The sequence below is a fragment of the Brevibacillus sp. DP1.3A genome (genome assembly GCF_013284245.2).
In the GTDB taxonomy this organism is placed as follows: Bacteria; Bacillota; Bacilli; order Brevibacillales; family Brevibacillaceae; genus Brevibacillus.
Genome location: NZ_CP085876.1, coordinates 6,573,652 through 6,593,681, shown reverse-complemented (window position 1 = coordinate 6,593,681; position 20,030 = coordinate 6,573,652). Strand labels below are relative to the sequence as shown.

Below are 20,030 nucleotides of genomic sequence, written 5' to 3'. Positions count from 1 at the left end.
TATGACGAAAGAACAGTTTGCCGAGGTACTTGCAGCCCAGGGGATTTCTTTGACGGATCGTCAGAAGGAGCAGTTTGATCATTTTTTCCGCCTGCTGGTTGAATGGAATGAGAAGATGAACCTGACCGGGATTACCGAAGAGGGGCAAGTGTACAACAAGCATTTTTATGATTCGATTACGCCGGCTTTTTACTTCCCATTTGATCAGGTGCAATCAGTTGTTGATATCGGTGGGGGCGCAGGGTTTCCGAGCATTCCTTTGAAAATTTGCTTCCCACATCTGAAAATGACGATCATTGATTCCTTGAACAAGCGTATGAGCTTTTTGCAGCATGTAGCACAGGAGCTGGGTCTGGAGAACGTGAATCCTGTACATGGGCGTGCTGAGGATCGTGGGCAAGAAGCGGTTTATCGGGAGAAATTTGATCTCGTAGTGGCACGTGCTGTTGCGAGACTCAATCTGTTATCGGAGTTCTGCCTTCCTTTTGCCAAAGTCGGAGGAAACTTCGTCGCTCTCAAGGGAGCGGAGATTACTCCAGAGCTTGCTGAAGCGAAAAAGGCAATCAAGACGCTTGGTGGAAAGACGAGAAAGGTCGAGACATTCCAGCTTCTAGAGGAAGCTGGAGAGCGTAACATCGTCATCATGGAAAAAATAGAAGCGACGCCGAAAAGCTATCCGCGCAAGGCAGGAGTTCCTGCGAAAAAGCCGTTAGTGTAGGAGTCAGTCAAAAGAGAGGGTCGTAGCCATGTGCTGCGGCCTTTTTTTCGTATTGAAAGTTTAAGTGAAACTGCGCGTTCCTGATGAAATGGAAAGTATGCCTCAAAAGTAGTCTCTCAGGTTTGCTTCTTGGATCATGGAGTCTACAACTCGGCATATACATAGTACTAGCTCCTTCGAAAGAATGACATCGTATGAGAGGGTGATTAGACTATGCAAGCAGCATTACTTTCCTCCTTTTTCCCGCCAGAACTCCCGACCATATTGCTTCGGCTCTTTCTTGCTTTTCTAGCAGGTGCCATCATGGGATGGGAGCGAGAGAGATTTATAAAGGATGTGAGTAGGCAAAGAGGTGCTGGTTTTCGAACGTATAGTCTTGTTTGCTTTGGTTCATGTCTTTTTGGACTAGCTTCCATTTACGGTTTTTCTTCGAGCGGTGTAAATCATGATCCAGGTAGGGTAGCTGCACAAGTCGTGACGGGCATGGGATTTTTGGGAGCTGGAGCTATTATTAAATTCAATGGTTCGGTGAAAGGCTTGACGACGGCAGCAGGGATGTGGGTTGCTTCAGCCATTGGTCTAATGTTCAGTGCAGGGATGTATGTCGCTGCGATCGTTGCCGCGATTTTTTCGTACCTGACGTTAGACTTTCATAGGCTTTTTCCTCGATTGTTTTCTGTCACCAAGATTTCACATTCTACAGATGAGAGCATTGGAAGTGATGAGAGGCCAAAGCACCGTGACGATCGCGATTTTTATGACGAAGATCACGATTGATGTTTCACGTGAAACGTTTTTCGTTAGCAGGAATTGGACGAATCTTGCAGAATTACATATATATAAATGAACCTGAAGAAAGCGTGTAGGGAAAGAAGATTAGGTCAAAGGCAATTTTACAAACCGACCGGATGGGCAAGAAGAGTCTGTTAAGCAGTATGTACTATAGGGCTTGTGAAGCTTTTTTAAGTAGATGCATGCTGTCTTTAACGATGTAAGAGGAGGACCTATGTAAAAAGAGTAGGACTGGACTCACTTACGACGCCAATATGCCATTTTTCCTTAGCAGCAACAATCAAAGAACATATTCAATCTGTCATATCCGGACAATGGATGGGCGAGGGATACAAAATGTTTCGAGGGAGATTCTGTCGTTGATTGGACAGGACCTTTTTCAGTTTCTAGGACGTATTCAAAAAGTTGTCTTTTCAGCACCAAGAAGGCGGCGAGGAGCTGAAGAAGGAGGTGCTGAATGTAGGGGAGCTACATGAGCACCGGGATTTCGAAGGTGAACGCTTGTTTCGTTGTTGCGCTATTCTTTCAGGATTACTTCGTGATCAAAAATGACTTTTTGAACACCTCTTCAAAGACTTTAAAATAGCACGGATGGAACGGGTAGAAGTGGGGGATTTTTCTATGGCAGTTAAAGATTCATTTTCTCGGATTTTTGGCTTGACGGACAAGACAGATAACGAAGAAATCAAACAAATACCAGTTGAGGACATTGTACCGAATCCATATCAACCTCGTACTGTATTTGATGACGAGAAAATTGATGAGTTGTGTCAAACGATACGAACTCATGGGCTCATTCAACCGATTGTCGTGCGGGTTCGCGATGGTCGTTATGAATTGATTGCTGGAGAACGACGTTTGCGTGCAACTAGAAAATTGGGCATGGAGAGGATTCCTGCGATTGTCAAAGAGTTTAATGACTCGCAAACAGCCTCTATCGCATTGATTGAGAATTTGCAACGAGAAGGTTTGACAGCCATTGAAGAGGCAGTCGCATATCAAAAGCTGATTGATTTGCACAATTTGACGCAAGAGAGTCTTGCTCAACGTTTAGGCAAAGGACAATCGACAATCGCAAACAAATTGCGCTTGCTCCATTTACCGCGAGAAATTCAAGATTCATTGTTGTCCAGACAAGTAACAGAGCGTCATGCAAGGGCTCTGATTCCGTTAAAAGATCCAGAATTACAAAATAAGGTCCTGCTGGAGATTTTGGAGCGGGAATGGAATGTGAAACAGACGGAAGTGCGCGTGAAGCAGCTTCTAGAATTGGCTGAGAACCCTAAATCGGAAAAAGATGCGAAGCCTCGCTGGAAAGCATTTTCAAGAGATACGCGGATTGCAATTAATACAGTTCGACAATCGATCGATATGGTGATTCAGACAGGCCTACCTGTAGAGACAGCGGAAGAAGATCATGATGAATTCTATCAATTCACCATTCGTATTCCGAAAAACAAGGAAACAGGGAAATAAATGTGATGGTAACTAAAATGGCGACAAGGTCGCCTTTCTTTTTGGGCAAATGCTGATTATTTATAGGAAAATGAGACTTTTGGTAGTGTTTAATTTCCAAAAATATGCATTTTTCATAAAAAAGCTAGGAAAATCGGCATTTTCGGGACAAAAATCAGGCTTTTTTGTCTCGCTCTCTAAAAAAAACAGCGTACGACTAAGTTGCAAATCTGATAACATGGAGAGTACCAACCTGTGCATACTTGCAGGTTTACTCGATAATAAATGAGGATAACTTTGCAGAGACTTTATTCGTCTTATCATGTACAGGTCCATGTAAAGGTCACTGTATGGCAACGAGCGAAGGAAATTGTATAAAAGATCATCGTTTTACAAGAATACGAGCAAATCGTAAATAGACTCGAATGACTAACTAGATGAGGATACAGAAGATGACTTTGAAAGACGTACTGGAGAGTGTACTGGTCAAGCCACAAGCTTTCCTACACGACAAAAAAGAGGTGGAGAAGTTGGGAAAAATCATTGCGGTGGCGAACCAGAAAGGCGGCGTCGGGAAAACGACTACGTCCGTCAATCTAAGTGCATGTTTGGCCGCATTGGGGAAAAAGGTTCTGCTGGTTGATATTGATCCGCAAGGAAATGCAACTAGTGGGATCGGGGTAAATAAGGCAGATGTTAAGTACTGCATTTATGATGTCCTGATCAATGATATCAACCCCGTCGATGCGACTTTGCCAACTGAAATTGAAGGATTAATGATCATTCCTGCCACCATTCAATTGGCAGGTGCAGAAATCGAGCTGGTTCCTACGATTTCTCGTGAGGTTCGTCTGAAAAAGGCGCTGGAAGTAGTCAAAGACAAGTACGATTACGTCATCATCGATTGCCCGCCATCCTTAGGGATTTTGACCGTTAATTCTTTAACAGCATCTGATTCCGTCTTAATTCCAATCCAGTGTGAATACTATGCGCTAGAGGGATTAAGCCAACTGTTGAACACCATTCGTTTGGTCCAAAAACATTTGAATTCACAGCTTGCTATCGAAGGTGTCGTGCTGACGATGCTCGATGCACGTACGAATCTCGGTTTACAAGTGATTGAAGAAGTGAAAAAGTATTTTCAGGACAAAGTATACAAGACAATTATTCCTCGAAATGTTCGCTTGAGTGAAGCACCGTCACACGGACAAGCCATCATTACGTACGATCCACGCTCACGAGGAGCGGAAGTCTATACTGATTTGGCGAAGGAAGTGGTCGGGGTATGAGTAGAGGATTGGGAAAAGGGCTGAATGCACTTATTACTTCCAATCTCATCGAAGAAGGGGAACAGGTAAAAGAGGTTTCCATCAATGAGATTCGTCCTAACCCTTATCAGCCCCGGAAAGAATTCGAACAATCAGCTATCGAGGAACTAGCACAGTCAATCAAAGAGCATGGGATCATCCAACCGCTAATTGTTCGGAAAAGCATCAAAGGTTATGAGCTGGTAGCTGGGGAAAGACGATTGCGTGCTGCAAAGGTAGCGGGGTTAAAAGAGGTTCCGGTAGTAGTAAAGGCGTACACAGATCAGCAATTAATGGAGATTGCCCTGATTGAGAACTTGCAGCGGGAAAATCTGAATCCACTCGAAGAGGCTGAGGCTTATGACAAGCTGATTTCTCACCATGATTATACGCAAGAACAGCTTGCACAAAAGATAGGGAAGAGTCGACCGCATGTAGCCAACATGCTGCGTTTGCTGCAACTGCCAGAGAAGATCCGAAAAATGGTCTCGGCAGCCGAACTATCCATGGGACATTCGCGTGCTTTGCTTGGGGTAACGGATAAGAAAGTACAACAACAGCTTGCAAATGACGTGGTGGAAAAGGGATTGAGTGTTCGTCAGCTGGAAGAGCTTGTGAAGCAGCTCAATGTTTCACGTGAAACAAAAAAGAAAAAGCTAGCGAAAAACGAGCCCGTTTTGATTGAGATGGAGGAACGGCTACGCAGTCGTTTTGGCACATCGGTCAAGATTAAAAAAGGATCGAAGCGCGGCAAGATCGAGATTGACTTCTATTCACAGGAAGACTTGGAACGAATCATCGAAATGTTGAATATAGAGAAGTAAGTCCAGGAGGTAGTCATGGCGATCATCTATTTGGATAACGCAGCTTCTACATGGCCGAAGCCACCAGCAGTCAAAGAAATGATGGCAGAGGTCATCGAGGATTTTGCTGCAAATCCTGGCCGAGGTGGACATGCACTGGCGATGAAAGCGAGTAAAGCTGTGTTTCGGACACGGGTGCAAGTGTCACGGTTGTTTGGGATTCAAAACCCGAATAACCTCTTTTTTTATCTCAATGCTACTCAAGCGCTTAATCAGGCCATAAAAGGATTCTTACAAGCAGGCGAGCATGTTATTTCTTCGACTGTTGAGCATAATTCGGTAAGACGTCCCATCGAGTACATGCGCAAAAACAATCAAGTAAAAGCTACTTTTGTCGAGCCGAGAGAAGACCATCAATTCTATGTAGAGGATTTTGCCAAGGCAATTACGCCCGCGACGCGGTTAATCGTTGTGAGTCATGCCTCCAATCTGACAGGTGTCATCCTGCCTGTAGCCGAACTGGGGAAACTGGCAAAAGAGCACGGAATTACGTTTTTGGTGGATGCTTCTCAGTCTGCTGGTGTTTTGCCTATCGATGTAGAGGCAATGAATATTGATATGCTTGCTTTTCCTGGGCACAAAGGGCTGTATGGTCCACAAGGTACAGGTGGTTTGTACGTGAGTAGTGATATTGACCTCGAGCCCTTGATTCATGGGGGGACAGGCAGTCAGTCTGAAGCGATCGATCAACCGACAACTCGTCCAGACCGATACGAAAGCGGGACACTCAATACGGTTGGTTTGGCAGGGCTGCAAGCAGGCGTTGATTTTGTCATGGAAAAAGGTGTGGATAACATTCGTCATCACGAATGGGAATTGGTGAAGCAAACGATCCTTGGATTGCAGCAGATCGAGGGTGTACATGTCTACGGACCAGGGATTGAGACCGAACGTGTAGGCGTGGTTGCTTTTAATATCGGAGAGGTGGATGCAGCAGAGGTATCGTTTATCCTGGATCAACAATACGGGATTGCGACCAGATCGGGTTTTCATTGCACGCCACTGGGTCACCAGACTGCCGGTACCGAACAACGTGGAGCGGTTCGAGCCAGCTTTGGAATTTTCAACTCAGAGAAAGATGTAGAAGCGCTTCATAACGCTGTTAGGGAAATAGCAGCAGCGTTTGTGTAAGGGTAAGGCATCTGTAGGGGGACAGCGCAAGTGATCTTGCTGGGAACATTGGTCAACGCCGGAGCAATCATCTTAGGGGCATTGTTAGGCAGAATGTTGAAGCGAATTCCGGAGTCGATGCGACAAACCGTCATGCAAGGAATTGCTCTGGCCGTATTCGTATTGGGCATTAAAATGTGCCTGGGTTCGGATAATTTTTTACTTGTGATTATCAGTATTGTGCTAGGAACAGTACTAGGTGAATGGATTGGGATTGAAAAAGGCTTAAACAATCTGGGACACTGGCTGGAGAGAAAAGTTGGGGGTAGCCAAGGCAGTATCGCCACTGGTTTTATCACGACGACGCTGGTGTACTGTATTGGAGCTATGGCTGTACTGGGTGCGTTGGACAGTGGTTTGCGTAACAACCATGAAGTACTGTTTATGAAAGCATTGCTAGACGGATTCTCTGCGATCATTTTCACATCGACGCTAGGAATCGGTGTCATCTTTTCGGCAGTGCCTGTGTTATTATATCAAGGCATGATTGCGTTATTATCTACGAGCATTTACAGTGTGGTGAGCGAAACGATGCTGGATGCGATCCTAGTAGAAGTAACGGCGGTAGGTGGCTTGATGATTATTGCTATTGGGTTAAACATTTTGGAAATCAAACAGATAAGGGTAGCCAACATGATGCCAGCATTAGTGATCGCAGCAGTCGGAGTTCCCTTTATAGATTGGATTTCAAAGCTGTTTTCATAGTTGACACAGAGGCTCTTCCTTCGGGAGGAGTCTTTTTTATGAAAAATCAACTATCATCGATAAAAATAGCATGCGATAATATGATACAAAAACTTGATTTGTGAGCAAGTATGGATAAGTGGGACGGGACAGTACAGTACGACAGCATGTTGGGGAGAGAATGATTATGTTGGGTGTAATCGTCAATCCTGTATCGGGCAATGGCACAGGGTTGAAAGTATGGAGGCAAATTGAGCCGACGCTACGACGTCTAGGAGAGCCTTTTTATGTCAGGTTGACATCAGGAGAGGGGGACGCCGAAAAATTATCAAAAGAGCTGATCCAAAAAGAGGGAGTAAATAAAATCATTGCTGTCGGAGGGGATGGAACGGTCCGAGGCGTGATAAACGGGATATACGAATCGAATGAAGAATGTCGATTTGGAATGGTACCGGCTGGTTCCGGGAATGATTTCGCTCGCGGACATGGAATTCCGATGAAACCGTTACAGGCATTAGAGAGAATTCTGTCGGAAAAAGGGGAAAAGCGAATCGATCTGATTTTATTGAATGGAAAGGTAGCTGTGAATTCAATCGGGGCCGGATTCGATGCACAGGTAGCAAAGATAACGGATCAAGCTGTGTACAAAGCTTGGCTGAATCGGTACAAGCTAGGAGCACTCGCCTACATTATATCGGTGATTCGCGTCGTATGTACGTATCAGCCACGTGACATCGTACTGAATGTTGATGGTCATGAGGTTCGTTTAGAGGCTGTCTGGCTAGTTGTCGCTGCCAATATTCCGAATTACGGAGGCGGAATGCTAATCTGTCCCGATGCTATACCGGACGATGGCATTGCGGACATTTGCGTAGTAAGTGGTATGAGTCGACTCGGCTTGTTAGCTGCTTTTCCGAAAATATTCACAGGAGCTCATCGTCATCATCCGGGTGTCCGTTTTTATAGGGGCAAGCAGGTAACGATACAAGCTGCAGGACAGCTGCCTGTCCATGCAGATGGAGAAAGCGTAGAGCCAACGCCGATCAGTGCTCAAGTGATCGAAAAGCGCCTGACGATTTTTGTGTAAAAAAAATAGACCTGTCATCCGTTGAGGGAGAGAACAGATCGAAAAGCAAGTTTTCCAAAGAGGGATGGAACCTTTTGCAGGGAAAAACGGTCAATCATATAGGACACTATCGAATCGACTAGGCGTAGAAGCCAGTGTTACGGCTTTTGCCAGTCCGGAAGCTATGATATCTGCCATGTTCATGACGATGGAGAGGCGGGTATTTTGAAGGACAAAATACTCCATGAATCCTCCTACGTTGACAATCCCGGTAATGTGGAAGGAACCAACAGGAGGCAGCTCTTTTTTTACACCAGCCCCTGGTTTTAGTGGACCATTAATCACATTGATGTTTCCGACGTGACTAAATTGACCTAAACAGGCATCGACTGCAATGAGTGTAGCTGTCGGATGATTCGCGTGGATGAGCTCTAATTTTTCCTTAAGATTCATGGCGTGTACAGGGTCCTCAAGCGTTCCGTACACTTGCAAAAAACGAGGTGACTGTGCGATGAGCTTGGTTCCTACTAATGGGCCTAGAGCATCACCAGTAGAACGGTCTGTCCCAATACATACAATGACAAGGTCGTCATCGAACCGATTTAAGCGAAAGCGCTGTGCAAGGTGACCAGCGAGATGCTCGTCTGCGTTTTCACTGCGGTATTCCACTTTAAAAGGTGGCAAAGAATAATCCTTGCGATTATCGGATGTACTCATGGAAACCCCCACTCTTGCCGACTTGGCTTAAACCAACCTGTAAAAGGTTATATAAAAGTATTCACAGTATCGTACCGATATGACATTTTTATACCTGCTAATGGGAAAGTTACGTAGGTTTTGAAAACTCAGCAAGGCTGGCATGCATGAAAACGAACAGGTAAAATAAGAGGAGCCTATGGTAGTTTGTGTGAAAAAGATGAGGGGGAGTGAAATGGGAGGAGAGACGGTGCTGATCGCGTTTGATTCCACGCAGCAAGCCTTGCGGGCAGAAATGCTGCTGGAGTACGAAGATATTGAGATCGATACAAGACCAACGCCGAAGGAAATAACGGCAGGCTGTGCCCTTTCCATTGAGTTCCCACTGTCGGATTACTCACGAGCAAAAACAATCATGATGGAACAACAAGTGGTAATACGAGGATACTTCCGTCAGTTTTTTGGCCAGTATAGCGAGGTCGACGAAAACGGGGAGCAGAAGGAGCGGGAGGAATGAATCAAGCTGGTTTTTTTGAGAGAATTTATGCCCAAGTATATGCGTATGTGACAGATGCCGATATGTGGGTAAATATAGGGATGGCTGTACTGAAAATCGCAGCGATTATCCTGTTATCGCGAATCGTCGTGTCGGTTGTGCAATCAGGCGTAAATAAAGTGTTCCAGCACCGTCATGGAAGCAAGATTCAAATGGATCAACGTCGAGTAGACACGATGCGGGTTCTTGTCAACAATGTCGTGCAGTACGGCATTTACTTTTTGGCGATTCTCATGATTTTGCAGCTGTTGGGTATTGATTTGCGCCCTGTTTTGGTAAGCGCAGGGGTACTGGGGCTGGCAGTTGGTTTTGGGGCGCAGAGTCTCGTTCGTGATATCATTACGGGATTCTTCATTATTTTTGAGGACCAATTTGCTGTCGGGGACGTAGTAACGATCAACAATTTGACGGGCACGGTGCAGGAGATAGGTCTGCGTATTACAAAGGTGCGAAGCTGGACGGGTGAGGTACACATCTTTCCAAACGGCACGATTAATCAAGTAACGAACTTTTCTTTGCAAAATACGTTAGCTGTTGTCGACGTATCTGTAGCGTATGAAGAAGATCTGAACCAAGTTGAGTCTGTGCTCAAAGAAGTGTTGGCATCGGCTCAAACGGAATTGACGGATATCGTAGCTGAGCCACAGATTTTAGGAGTGCATGCACTGGGACCTTCCGAAGTCATCATCCGGGTTACGGCTGAGTGTAAGCCGAACACGCATCACGGGGTCAATCGAAATTTGCGTGCGAAGATCAGAACGGAATTAACCAACCGAGGCATTCAAATTCCGTATCCAAAAATCGTCGCGGTGTCTGGAAAGGGAACAGTGTAGAGAGGAGAAAGAGAAATGGAACGCAAGCAATTTGGGCTGGGGGATGTCGTACAGATGAAAAAGCCACATCCATGTGGCACGAATGCGTGGAAGGTCATACGCATGGGCATGGATGTGCGAATCAAATGTACGGGTTGCGATCATAGTGTGATGATTGGACGACTAGAATTTGAACGCAAGCTGAAAAAGATACTGATTCGCGCGGAGGAAGAACCGCAAGCATAGACCATATTTCTTTGATCAACCCATCTGTCTTTTTCTACAATGCCTGTAAACGATGAAGAGACGCGCTTATCTGCTTCATTCAGGGAGCGGCTTTGTCGTTTTAGACGGGAGGGGTTCGATGAAAAAGATGAGTGTTCGGTGGTTGCAATGGGTAGTAGTGCTTGCGATTTTCCTACTTCCATCACAGGGAGTGTGGGCAAAGTCGGCAAACGAATGGGGAGTGAGAATATCCCCGGCTGACAAATCGGCGGAAATAGACCCGGATCAAATCATTACACTGACGTTTTCGGGGCCGGTTTCGTTAAAAAATGGGCAAGAGCTCTCTGACAAGTCTGGTCTCTCGATCATTTCGCTCACGGATGCGAAAAAAAAGAAGGTTCGTTTTACGGCAAAATGGAACAAAACAGATCGAAGCATGACGATTGATCCGGTAGGAAATCTGGAAGCAGGAGCGTCCTATCGAGTAAGCTTGCTGGCCAAAAAAGTGAAGGATCAGCGAGGCAATTTAAATCCAGAGCTGACCAGCACCTTTCAAACGAAAAAGCCTGTGGATAATATCGCTCCACAAGCAGTCATATTGCCGGGTCACGGAGCTAAAAATGTAAAGCTCCAGGATAAAGTGACACTCCAGTTTGCAGAAGAGATTGCTTTGGTTGGTGGTGGAGTCCTCTCCAGCAAAACCGCCGGGCCATTAGTTCGTGTGACAGATGAAAAAGGGGCTATCGTTCCGCATACGATTACGTGGAACAAAAGCAAGCGGATGTTGTCTGTGAAGCCAAAAGGAAAATGGCAACCACATACGAGATATCAGGTAAGTCTCATTGCGGGTTTGGTAAAAGACACAGCAGGTAATGTAAATCAAGTGCAGTGGATAACTTTTCAGACCGGGTCGAAATAGTCCAAGCATGTGGGTAAAAAAAAGGATGCAGCCATTAGAGGCGCATCCTTTTTCCTTTTGTACGATCAAATGTATCTCCCGGTGATGGTACTTAGGTTATGACTGATCATTATCCCTAGGCTGCATTGCCTTGGCTATGATCTATGTGGAATTGGAGAAGGTAAGGCTGCTGAGGATGCAAGCTTACCTTCAGATAGGCTAGATGGCAGCGGAGTAGGTTAGTCGCAGTCGCAACCTACGATAACGAGAAGGATGAACAGAACCAAGATCAGCGCAAAATCGTCGAAGCCGTTAAAGATACCCACTTGCTAACACCTCCTACCGTAGTTTCAATACTCATGCTATGTAGGAACCCACTACGAGGTATAGGCGGATGCCCCAGTTCCAAAGAAAATAAGTTATTCACAGCATATCCACAGAAAATGTGGACAACTTTTTGCAGGAAAAAGGAGTGTCTGCAAACGCTGTGGGGAATAAAAAGTTGTTAGCTAATACTTATCCACAGACTTATCCACAAAAGGGGATTTTCTCTGGATAAATTGACGGTTGTTATTGAATATTTGAAAAATTTTTATTAGTAAGAAGGAATTTGGCAGGTGAAAATATAATTACACACTTATAATTTGGCAAAAATAGATAGAAGAAAAGGGGCGATTGAGATTTGAAGAAGCAAGTATTTGCATCAGTTACGGCTTTGGCCATTGCATTGTCGACAGTATCCGTACCATTCATTCCTTACAGCACGCAGGCGGTAGCACTTGCTGCTGAGAAACCTTCTTATCAAACTCGCGCTGAGATCCCAGATGCGTACAAGTGGAAGCTGGATCATATTTATCCGACTGTTAAGGAATGGGAAAAGGATGTTGCTAAGGTTGAATCTTTGGCAAACGCTTTCACAAAGCACCAAGGCAAGCTAGGTACATCTTCTGCTGCGATGCAGGCGGCATTCGATGACTATGTTGAATTGATGCGCTTAAATGACAAAGCATACGTGTACGCAAACATGTCTCTCGATGTAAACTCCGCGAATCCTGATCTGCAAAAGCTGGGAGACCGCGCTGAGAAAATGTACACGCTTGTCACAGAAAAAACCTCGTGGGTACAGCCTGAAATCGTTGCGATTTCCGATGACAAAATAAAGAGCTTGCTGTCTGAAAAGGAGCTTGAGCCTTACAAGTTGTTTATCGAAGACATGCTGAGAACGAAGCCGTACTCACTCTCTGCGGATATGGAGCAGCTCTTGGCAAAATCGTCTCCGTTGGGTGGTGCACCGACTAACATTTACAGCATGCTGTCCAAAGACGTGAGGTTCCCTAAAATCAAAGATGAGACAGGCAAGGAAGTTCAGTTGACGCGTGCGAATTTCATTTCCTATATGGAAAGCAAGGATCAAAATGTGCGCAGAGAAGCGTTCAAGGCATACTATGGCGCTCTGATCGATTTCCAAGACTCGTTTGCATCGACATTGGCTGCCAAAGTAAAGGGCGATAATTTTTACGCGGCTGTACGCAATTACGATTCCGCGTTGGAAGCAAGCCTGACACCGAACAACGTACCGACGAAGGTGTATGATGAGCTGATTGACACGGTGAATGACAATCTGCCATTGCTGCATCGCTACATTTCTTTGAAAAAGAAAATGCTTGGCGTGAAGGAATTACACATGTACGACATTTACGTGCCAATCGTTCCATCTGATGACAAATATATTTCCTTCGACGAAGGAAAGAAAATTGTTGTTGATGGGCTACAGGTAATGGGTGATGACTATGTGAAGGCAATGTCTGACGGCCTAGATGGCGGCTGGGCAGATGTCTATTCCACTGATGACAAGCGCACGGGTGCTTACCAATGGGGTGCCTATGACACACATCCATACGTACTGTTGAATCACCAAGGTACGCTCGATGATGTGTATACCATCGCCCATGAGATGGGACATGCCATGCAGTCGTATTACACGAACAAAAACCAGCCGTACATTTCGTCCAACTACCCAATCTTTACGGCAGAAGTGGCTTCGACCATGAATGAAACCCTGCTGTTCAAGAGCATGTACGCGAAGGCGAAGACGAAGGAAGAGAAGATGTATCTTTTGAATCACTATCTGGAAAACTTCCGTTCCACGCTGTTCCGTCAGACGCAGTTTGCGGAGTTTGAGAGAGCGATTCACGAGAAAGAGCAAGCTGGGGAATCTCTGAATGCGGAAGCGATCAAGAAGATCTACCTCGACATCAATAAAAAGTACTACGGAAAAGACATGGTTTCCGATGAGGAAATCGGTATGGAATGGGCACGTGTGAGCCATTTCTACAACTATAAATACTACGTCTATCAATACTCGACGAGCTTTGCTGCTGCACAAGCATTAGCGAAGCAAATCATGGATGAAGGTCAGCCAGCAGTGGATCGAGTTCGCAAAAACTTCCTCGAAGCGGGTAACTCTGCTCCGCCTATCGAGGTGCTGAAAGCAGCAGGTGTGGACATGTCCACGTCCCAGCCAATCGAGCAAGCAATGGAAATCTTTGAAGAGACATTAAATGAGCTGGAAAAGCTGGTAAACGAGAAATAAAGACACAACAGAAGCAAAACAGGCTCCCTTCCATTACGGATAGGAGCCTGTTTTTTTTCCTGTATGTATCAATAGGCAATGCCGACTCGCGCCCGAATGTATTCGGAACTAGAAAGCTGTTGATACGTAAACTCCGCCGTATCGGGTACGGAAATTTGCATCCCATCTACAGGCAACTGATGAGCCTCGACCCGGTAAGTGCCTGTATACTCGCCATCAGGTAAATACGTCGGACATACAATAGTCCAATCGAGTTCGGACTGTTCCAAGAGCGAGTATGCCTTGTGATGTTCCTCGGCAGCACGCGTCAATTTTTGTCTGGACTCATTGGATTGATAGCGGAGCAGGTCAGGGGAAACTCTGCTTTGCAAGATGCCTGCGGTGCCCACAGTAATAATGCGTGAAACGCCTTCTCGCTTCATTGCTTCAATAATATAAGGAGTTCCCTCGGATAACGTCATTGCCTTGTCTGTCCCGAGTGCGCTAATGACTGCGTCAACTCCACGGATGGCGGATGCAACATCCTTTTGATCGAGAACATTTCCGGTCAGGACACGGACATTTTCAGCAGCCAGATGAAGGAGCTTGTCTGCTGAGCGAACAAGAACGGTTATATCATGACCATCCTTTAATGCATAGTCGAGGATATGGCTTCCTACACGACCAGTGGCACCGAGAAGTAAGAGCTTCATTTTTGTAGTCACCTCGTTACCTTTCCTTTTACCGTAGCAAACAGATTCTTTTTTTCAAGTCTAGCATTTCTTTTTTTGTCCCACCACCTGAAGCTATGATGAGCACAGGTGGAGACAAGTAAAAAAAAGCTTCCACAAGGAGACAATTGTAATCTGAAAACCAAATCTATATACTTAAAAGGATGTCAGGATGATGATAAGGGAGTGTATATAGATGGGTGCATCATGCGGGATTGTAGGTCTTCCTAACGTAGGAAAATCGACGTTGTTTAATGCCATTACACAAGCGGGCGCTGAATCGGCTAACTACCCGTTCTGTACGATTGACCCGAACGTAGGGATCGTAGAGGTACCAGACGAGCGTCTGGAAAAGCTCACACAGATCGTTGTACCAAACAAGGTAGTTCCAACCGCGTTTGAATTCGTAGACATTGCAGGCTTGGTAAAAGGTGCGAGCAGAGGCGAAGGACTTGGCAACCAGTTCCTTGGGCACATCCGTGAAGTGGACGCGATTGCACATGTTGTACGTTGCTTTGAAGATGAGAACATCACGCACGTAGCAGGTCGTGTCGATCCTTTGAGCGATATCGAGACAATCAACCTGGAGCTGATTTTTGCTGACCTGGACTCTGTTGATCGTCGTATTGACCGAATTGCACGCAAAGTGAAATCCGGCGACAAGGAGTCCAAGCAAGAGCTGGACGTGCTGGAGAAATTGAAAGCAGCATTTGAAGAGGGTCAATCTGCTCGCAGTGTTGAACTCGATGACGAAGAGCGCAAATGGATTCGCGATTTGCATCTGCTGACAATCAAGCCAATGCTGTACGTGTGCAACGTAGCGGAAGACGGCATTAACGATGCAGACAACAACCCGCATGTGCAGACAGTTCGTCAGCATGCAGCGGATGAAGGCGCAGAAGTGGTTGTGATCAGCGCGAAAGTAGAAGCAGAAATCGCTGAGCTCGAGGGCGAGGACAAAGAAATGTTCTTGGAAGAGCTGGGACTTACTGAGTCTGGTCTCGATCGCTTGATTCGTGCAGCTTACAAACTGTTGGGATTAGTAACTTATTTCACTGCAGGCGTACAAGAAGTTCGCGCATGGACTATCCGTCAGGGTACAAAGGCTCCAGGTGCGGCAGGCGTGATTCATACCGATTTCGAACGCGGATTCATTCGTGCCGAAGTGATTGCTTATGATCATCTGGTAGATGCTGGTTCCGTAGCAGTAGCCAGAGAACGTGGGAAGTACCGTCTTGAAGGGAAAGAGTACGTAGTGGCAGATGGAGATGTTATGCATTTCCGCTTCAACGTTTAGTACGAAATTCTTGATTCATTATAGGCGTTTTGCTATAATACGATAATGCGAGTATTTATGGAGTGCATGTTTTGTGCGTTTCGTTTTAGCACTCGCTCCTTGCCCGAACAGGGCCGCTAAAGTCCATAAGGAGGTGAAAAGGTATGCGCCAATACGAAGTAATGTATGTATTGCGTCCAGACCTTGAAGAAGAGAAAGTAAAATCCAATGTAGCTCGTTACAGCGATGTTGTAACTAACTATGGTGGCGAAATCTCTAAGCTTCAAGAAATGGGTAAACGTCGTCTTGCGTACGAGATCAACAAGTTCCGTGAAGGTTACTACGTTTTGATGAACTTCAAAGCGAACTCCGATGCTGTTGCGGAAGCTGAGCGTCTGATGAAAATCAATGACGACGTAATCCGCTTTATGTTTGTTCGTGATGAGAAGTAATCATTGTCGCGATCAGAGGGGGAACCAAGATGAATAAAGTCATTCTCATCGGCAACCTGACGAAAGATCCTGAACTTCGCTACACGCCAAATGGCGTTGCCGTTGCTACTTTTACTGTGGCCGTTAATCGTCCCCGCACCAATCAAGCGGGAGAGAAAGAAACGGACTTCATTAACATTGTCGCTTGGCAAAAACTTGCCGACCTGTGCGCAAGCTATTTGCGTAAAGGTAGACAAGCAGCCATCGAGGGACGTATGCAAACACGCTCCTATGATAATAAAGAAGGTAAAAAGGTATACGTGACGGAAGTCGTTGCGGAGAACGTTCAATTTTTGGGCGGTCGAGGCAATGAATCCGGCGGAGACAATTCAGGATACGATCCAGGACCAGGCATGGGTGGCGGTAACAAACCATCCGGTCAACGAAATAATGACTATGATCCGTTTGGTGATCCTTTCGCGAGTGCAGGCAAGCCGATCAACATTTCAGATGATGACTTGCCGTTCTAGTATCGTATAACTTTCACATTCCTAAGAGGGAGGGACTATCATGGCACGCAAAGGACGTCCTAATAAGCGTCGTAAAGTATGCTTCTTTAAAGTGAACAAAATCAAGCACATCGATTATAAAGATATTGATTTGCTGAAAAAGTTCATCAGCGAACGCGGCAAAATCTTGCCACGTCGTGTAACTGGTACTTCTGCGAAGTATCAACGTGCACTGACAATCGCAATCAAGCGATCCCGTCAAGTAGCACTGTTGCCTTACACTGCTGAATAATTTTCAAAAGCTATACAAAGAGGGGCACAATTGCGTGGCCCTCTTTTTTCCATAGTTTTCTATGGGAAGTGTACATGAGACATGAATAATGAGGTGCTGACATGCCGTCCAAAACGAAACACTTGGCTGAAAATGCCCTTATGCTGGGTATCGCACTGGTGCTGCTGTTTCTCAGTACATATACCATACTGGGAGGACTCGTCAGTTTCTTGATACCTCTGCCTTTTATCCTTTTGGCAGTAAATCGAACAGTACCTAACATGGTTTGGATCTCCCTTGCCTTTACGTTTCTGGGCTGGATCGTTACTGGTCCGTTTGCGGCAACACTTGCTTTTTCGAGTGCGGTTTGGGGTTCAGCCATGGGGATTTTTTATGCGAAAAAAGGAGCGGCTCTTCCGGCGATTGTGGCGGGGGCAGGCGTTGCCTTTTTGAGTGTCGTTTCCATGCTGGCATTCGCGGCATTCGGAATGAACGTTGATTTTAATGCCATCGTGCAAGAAGTTGCTAAGATGCGTCCAGCAATGATGCCAAAAGAGCAGTTTGATCAGTTGCTTGAACTGGGTAAAATCGTTTTGCCTACGAGTCTTATCATGTTCAGCTTTTTATCGACCGCCATTATTCATGGATTGGCGAGTCTGATTGGGCGACGTCTGCGCAGACCGATTCCAGCATTGAAGCCAATTCGGGAATGGAACTTCCCGCGATCATTGATTTATTACTACTTCATTGCGATGATCAGTCTTTTGTTGTTTGCTGAAAGCATGCAGGGCACGTTTTGGGAAATCGCCTTGATGAACCTGAAAGTCATGCTGGATGTTATTTTTGTTTTGCAGGGCTTGAGTTTTTGTCTATTTGCTGCCTATTTGTATGGCTGGAAGAGATTGACTCCTGTGCTCATTGTCTGTCTATTTATTTTTCCACCCCTAAGTACTATACTTAGTCTAGTAGGGATATTTGACCTAGGAATTCGTTTGCGTGAAAAACTGGAAACAAGAGTGAAGAGGGGCTGAGGAAATGCCCAAGTTCCTGTTAAAGCGTTGGTACGGGATGCACATGGTCCTGGCACTCAGCTTTAGCTTGCTGTTGTTGGGGATTTTGACCTTGTTCCATTGGATGTACGGGGCGATCGGCATGATTTGCCTGATTGGCTTGGTTCTTTACGCTCTTCAAGCAGAAAAGGGGTTCCAACGAGACTTGCGCCTGTATTTGGCGACGGTCACCCATCGCGTGAAGAAGGCGGGAGAAGGCGTTATCCAGGAACTGCCGATCGGAATTCTTTTATACAACGAGGAAAAGGCAATTGAGTGGGTAAACCCGTATATGACGCATATGTCCGGGGATGAATCCATGATCGGGAAAAGCCTCCAAGAGGTATTCCCCCAACTGGTTTGGAAGCCGGAGCAAAAACGGCTGGAGTTTACTTATAACGAGCGGGTATACGAGGTCATTGTGCGGTCCGATGAGCGCCTTTTGTATTTCAAGGACATTACGGACTTCAAAGAATTGACGACTCGTTACCATCGAGAAAAGGCTGCACTTGCCATCATTCACCTCGACAATTTGGACGAGGTCGGACAAGTCATGGATGATCAGAGCCGTACGCTGCTCTCTACAAGCGTGGCTGGTGTGATTACAGAGTGGGCCAACAAACATGGCATATATCTTCGCCGAATCACGGCCGACAAGTTTTTGGCTCTGATGGAACGGGAAGCACTTGATAAATTGGAAGAATCGCGATTTGACATTCTCGATGTAGTACGGGAGATGACGGCTGACAACAAAATTCCGATTACGCTTAGTATCGGGGTTGGAGCGGCCGCTACCACTTACATTGAGCTGGGACAAATGGCGCAATCAAGCTTGGATATCGCATTGGGGCGCGGTGGCGACCAGTGCGCTGTCAAGATTGGCAACAAGCTCACTTTCTACGGTGGGAAATCGAATGCGGTGGAAAAGCGGACACGTGTCCGGGCTCGTGTTATTGCACATGCTTTGCGTGATCTCATCCATGAGGCGGAGCACGTCATCGTCATGGGGCATAAACAGCCTGACATGGATTCCATCGGGGCATCACTTGGTGTATTGAAGGCTGTGCAGCTGCACAACAAAACGGCTTATATCGTCATGGACGAGGGCAATCATTCTGTCGAGCGTTTGATGAAAGAGATTTATGCCAATGAAGAGCTGGCAGAGACCTTTATCACACCAGAACAGGCGATCCGACTCATCTCCGGTCGCACGTTGCTGGTAGTCGTCGACACACATCGACCATCGCTGGTGATTGAGCCGAAGCTGTTGACGGAAACAAGCCGAATTGTGGTAATCGACCACCATCGACGTTCGGAGGAGTTCATTGAGCCAGTACTCTTGTATCTGGAACCATATGCTTCTTCGACGGCCGAGCTTGTCACGGAGCTCTTGCAATACCAGAGCGAGCGATTGAATATCGACAATCTGATTGCAACGGCACTGTTAGCAGGGATCGTGGTGGATACCAAAAGCTTTGCCTTCCGCACAGGTTCGCGGACCTTTGAAGCGGCGTCTTTCCTTCGTCGTAACGGGGCCGATACCGCGGCTGTCCAGCGCCTGTTGAAGGAAGATCTGGGGCAGTATGTGAAGCGGGCAAAAATCATCATGAATACGGAGACGTACCGTGACAACATGGCGATTGCCATAGGCGATCCGTCTGAGGATTACACGCAGGTACAGGTGGCGCAAGCTGCTGAGCAGCTACTCACTTTGTCAGGTATCCAGGCGTCGTTTGTTGTTGCAGAGCGATCCGACGATACGATCTTGATCAGTGGACGTTCTCTGGGCGACATCAATGTTCAGTCCATCATGGAACTGCTGGGTGGAGGCGGTCACCTCACTGGTGCTGCGACACAAATTCAAGGCATATCAATTAAAGAAGCTACACGTCGTTTGAAAGAAGCGATTGACTCGGTCGTATAGGCCAAAATATAAAGGGGGAAACGAT

22 protein-coding genes are annotated in these 20,030 nt (G+C 46.2%); 19 read left to right on the top strand and 3 right to left on the bottom strand.

The annotated features are described in order from the left end of the window. The first annotated feature begins 1 nt into the window (after window position 1). The 8 genes from rsmG to HP399_RS30430 all read left to right on the top strand — a co-directional run bounded on the left by rsmG (window position 2) and on the right by HP399_RS30430 (window position 8,076). On the top strand, window positions 2-718 hold the full coding sequence (rsmG, locus tag HP399_RS30465; protein WP_173620355.1) for a 16S rRNA (guanine(527)-N(7))-methyltransferase RsmG: 717 nt from the start codon (window positions 2-4) through the stop codon (window positions 716-718). Between the two features lie 213 nt (window positions 719-931). Further along, a complete protein-coding gene (locus tag HP399_RS30460; RefSeq protein ID WP_173620356.1) occupies window positions 932-1,495 on the top strand; it encodes an MgtC/SapB family protein in 564 nt (187 codons plus the stop codon). A 636-nt stretch (window positions 1,496-2,131) separates the two neighbouring features. Continuing rightward, the gene (gene noc / locus HP399_RS30455; protein ID WP_173620357.1) at window positions 2,132-2,986 is read left to right on the top strand and encodes a nucleoid occlusion protein; all 855 of its coding nucleotides are present in this window, start codon (window positions 2,132-2,134) and stop codon (window positions 2,984-2,986) included. A 509-nt stretch (window positions 2,987-3,495) separates the two neighbouring features. Beyond that, complete coding sequence (locus tag HP399_RS30450) at window positions 3,496-4,254, top strand: ParA family protein (protein ID WP_015894094.1); 759 nt, start codon at window positions 3,496-3,498, stop codon at window positions 4,252-4,254. Then, window positions 4,251-5,096, top strand: coding sequence for a ParB/RepB/Spo0J family partition protein (locus tag HP399_RS30445; protein WP_173620358.1), 846 nt, complete (start codon window positions 4,251-4,253; stop codon window positions 5,094-5,096). Before HP399_RS30450 ends, HP399_RS30445 begins: the two co-directional genes overlap by 4 nt. A 15-nt stretch (window positions 5,097-5,111) precedes the next feature. Beyond that, window positions 5,112-6,266, top strand: a complete 1,155-nt coding sequence (locus tag HP399_RS30440) for an aminotransferase class V-fold PLP-dependent enzyme (RefSeq protein WP_173620359.1) — start codon at window positions 5,112-5,114, stop codon at window positions 6,264-6,266. A 30-nt stretch (window positions 6,267-6,296) separates the two neighbouring features. Further along, on the top strand, window positions 6,297-7,010 hold the full coding sequence (locus HP399_RS30435) for a DUF554 domain-containing protein (protein WP_173620360.1): 714 nt from the start codon (window positions 6,297-6,299) through the stop codon (window positions 7,008-7,010). Window positions 7,011-7,176: 166 nt separating this feature from the next. Beyond that, window positions 7,177-8,076 carry a diacylglycerol/lipid kinase family protein gene (locus HP399_RS30430; RefSeq protein WP_173620361.1) on the top strand — a complete coding sequence of 300 codons (900 nt, stop codon included), beginning with the start codon at window positions 7,177-7,179 and terminating at the stop codon, window positions 8,074-8,076. 90 nt (window positions 8,077-8,166) lie between these two features. On the opposite strand, the gene yyaC is transcribed toward HP399_RS30430, so the two are convergent. After that, window positions 8,167-8,772: a spore protease YyaC gene (gene yyaC, locus HP399_RS30425; protein ID WP_007720159.1), complete on the bottom strand. Its 606-nt coding sequence runs from the start codon at window positions 8,770-8,772 to the stop codon at window positions 8,167-8,169. 214 nt (window positions 8,773-8,986) lie between these two features. Between yyaC and HP399_RS30420 the strand changes: the two genes are divergently transcribed. The 4 genes from HP399_RS30420 (at window position 8,987) to HP399_RS30405 (ending at window position 11,263) form a co-directional block, all read left to right on the top strand. Then, window positions 8,987-9,268, top strand: a complete 282-nt coding sequence (locus tag HP399_RS30420) for a putative Se/S carrier protein (protein ID WP_007720168.1) — start codon at window positions 8,987-8,989, stop codon at window positions 9,266-9,268. Then, window positions 9,265-10,140 (top strand): mechanosensitive ion channel family protein, encoded by an 876-nt coding sequence (locus HP399_RS30415; RefSeq protein WP_106835585.1) that lies wholly within the window; start codon window positions 9,265-9,267, stop codon window positions 10,138-10,140. Before HP399_RS30420 ends, HP399_RS30415 begins: the two co-directional genes overlap by 4 nt. Before the next feature lie 15 nt (window positions 10,141-10,155). Further along, window positions 10,156-10,365, top strand: coding sequence for a DUF951 domain-containing protein (locus HP399_RS30410; protein WP_007720174.1), 210 nt, complete (start codon window positions 10,156-10,158; stop codon window positions 10,363-10,365). A gap of 118 nt (window positions 10,366-10,483) precedes the next feature. Continuing rightward, complete coding sequence (locus HP399_RS30405) at window positions 10,484-11,263, top strand: Ig-like domain-containing domain (protein WP_173620362.1); 780 nt, start codon at window positions 10,484-10,486, stop codon at window positions 11,261-11,263. Between the two features lie 218 nt (window positions 11,264-11,481). Here the strand turns inward: HP399_RS30405 and HP399_RS30400 are convergent, their stop codons facing one another. Next, on the bottom strand, window positions 11,482-11,568 hold the full coding sequence (locus tag HP399_RS30400; RefSeq protein ID WP_017246824.1) for a YjcZ family sporulation protein: 87 nt from the start codon (window positions 11,566-11,568) through the stop codon (window positions 11,482-11,484). Between the two features lie 356 nt (window positions 11,569-11,924). Here HP399_RS30400 and pepF point away from each other — a divergent pair, with 356 nt between their 5' ends. Then, window positions 11,925-13,835 carry an oligoendopeptidase F gene (gene pepF / locus HP399_RS30395; protein WP_173620363.1) on the top strand — a complete coding sequence of 637 codons (1,911 nt, stop codon included), beginning with the start codon at window positions 11,925-11,927 and terminating at the stop codon, window positions 13,833-13,835. A 68-nt stretch (window positions 13,836-13,903) separates the two neighbouring features. On the opposite strand, the gene HP399_RS30390 is transcribed toward pepF, so the two are convergent. Then, window positions 13,904-14,527 (bottom strand): NAD(P)-dependent oxidoreductase, encoded by a 624-nt coding sequence (locus HP399_RS30390; RefSeq protein WP_173620364.1) that lies wholly within the window; start codon window positions 14,525-14,527, stop codon window positions 13,904-13,906. A 214-nt stretch (window positions 14,528-14,741) separates the two neighbouring features. Here HP399_RS30390 and ychF point away from each other — a divergent pair, with 214 nt between their 5' ends. The 6 genes from ychF (at window position 14,742) to HP399_RS30360 (ending at window position 20,005) form a co-directional block, all read left to right on the top strand. Continuing rightward, on the top strand, window positions 14,742-15,842 hold the full coding sequence (gene ychF, locus HP399_RS30385) for a redox-regulated ATPase YchF (RefSeq protein WP_173620365.1): 1,101 nt from the start codon (window positions 14,742-14,744) through the stop codon (window positions 15,840-15,842). Window positions 15,843-15,985: 143 nt separating this feature from the next. Next, a complete protein-coding gene (rpsF, locus tag HP399_RS30380; protein ID WP_007720183.1) occupies window positions 15,986-16,273 on the top strand; it encodes a 30S ribosomal protein S6 in 288 nt (95 codons plus the stop codon). A gap of 29 nt (window positions 16,274-16,302) precedes the next feature. Next, window positions 16,303-16,782 carry a single-stranded DNA-binding protein gene (locus HP399_RS30375; protein ID WP_007720185.1) on the top strand — a complete coding sequence of 160 codons (480 nt, stop codon included), beginning with the start codon at window positions 16,303-16,305 and terminating at the stop codon, window positions 16,780-16,782. A 40-nt stretch (window positions 16,783-16,822) separates the two neighbouring features. Beyond that, window positions 16,823-17,053: a 30S ribosomal protein S18 gene (gene rpsR / locus HP399_RS30370; RefSeq protein ID WP_007720187.1), complete on the top strand. Its 231-nt coding sequence runs from the start codon at window positions 16,823-16,825 to the stop codon at window positions 17,051-17,053. 101 nt (window positions 17,054-17,154) lie between these two features. Continuing rightward, window positions 17,155-18,063, top strand: coding sequence for a DUF2232 domain-containing protein (locus tag HP399_RS30365; RefSeq protein WP_173620366.1), 909 nt, complete (start codon window positions 17,155-17,157; stop codon window positions 18,061-18,063). Between the two features lie 4 nt (window positions 18,064-18,067). Beyond that, complete coding sequence (locus HP399_RS30360; protein WP_007720189.1) at window positions 18,068-20,005, top strand: DHH family phosphoesterase; 1,938 nt, start codon at window positions 18,068-18,070, stop codon at window positions 20,003-20,005. Window positions 20,006-20,030: the final 25 nt, after the last annotated feature.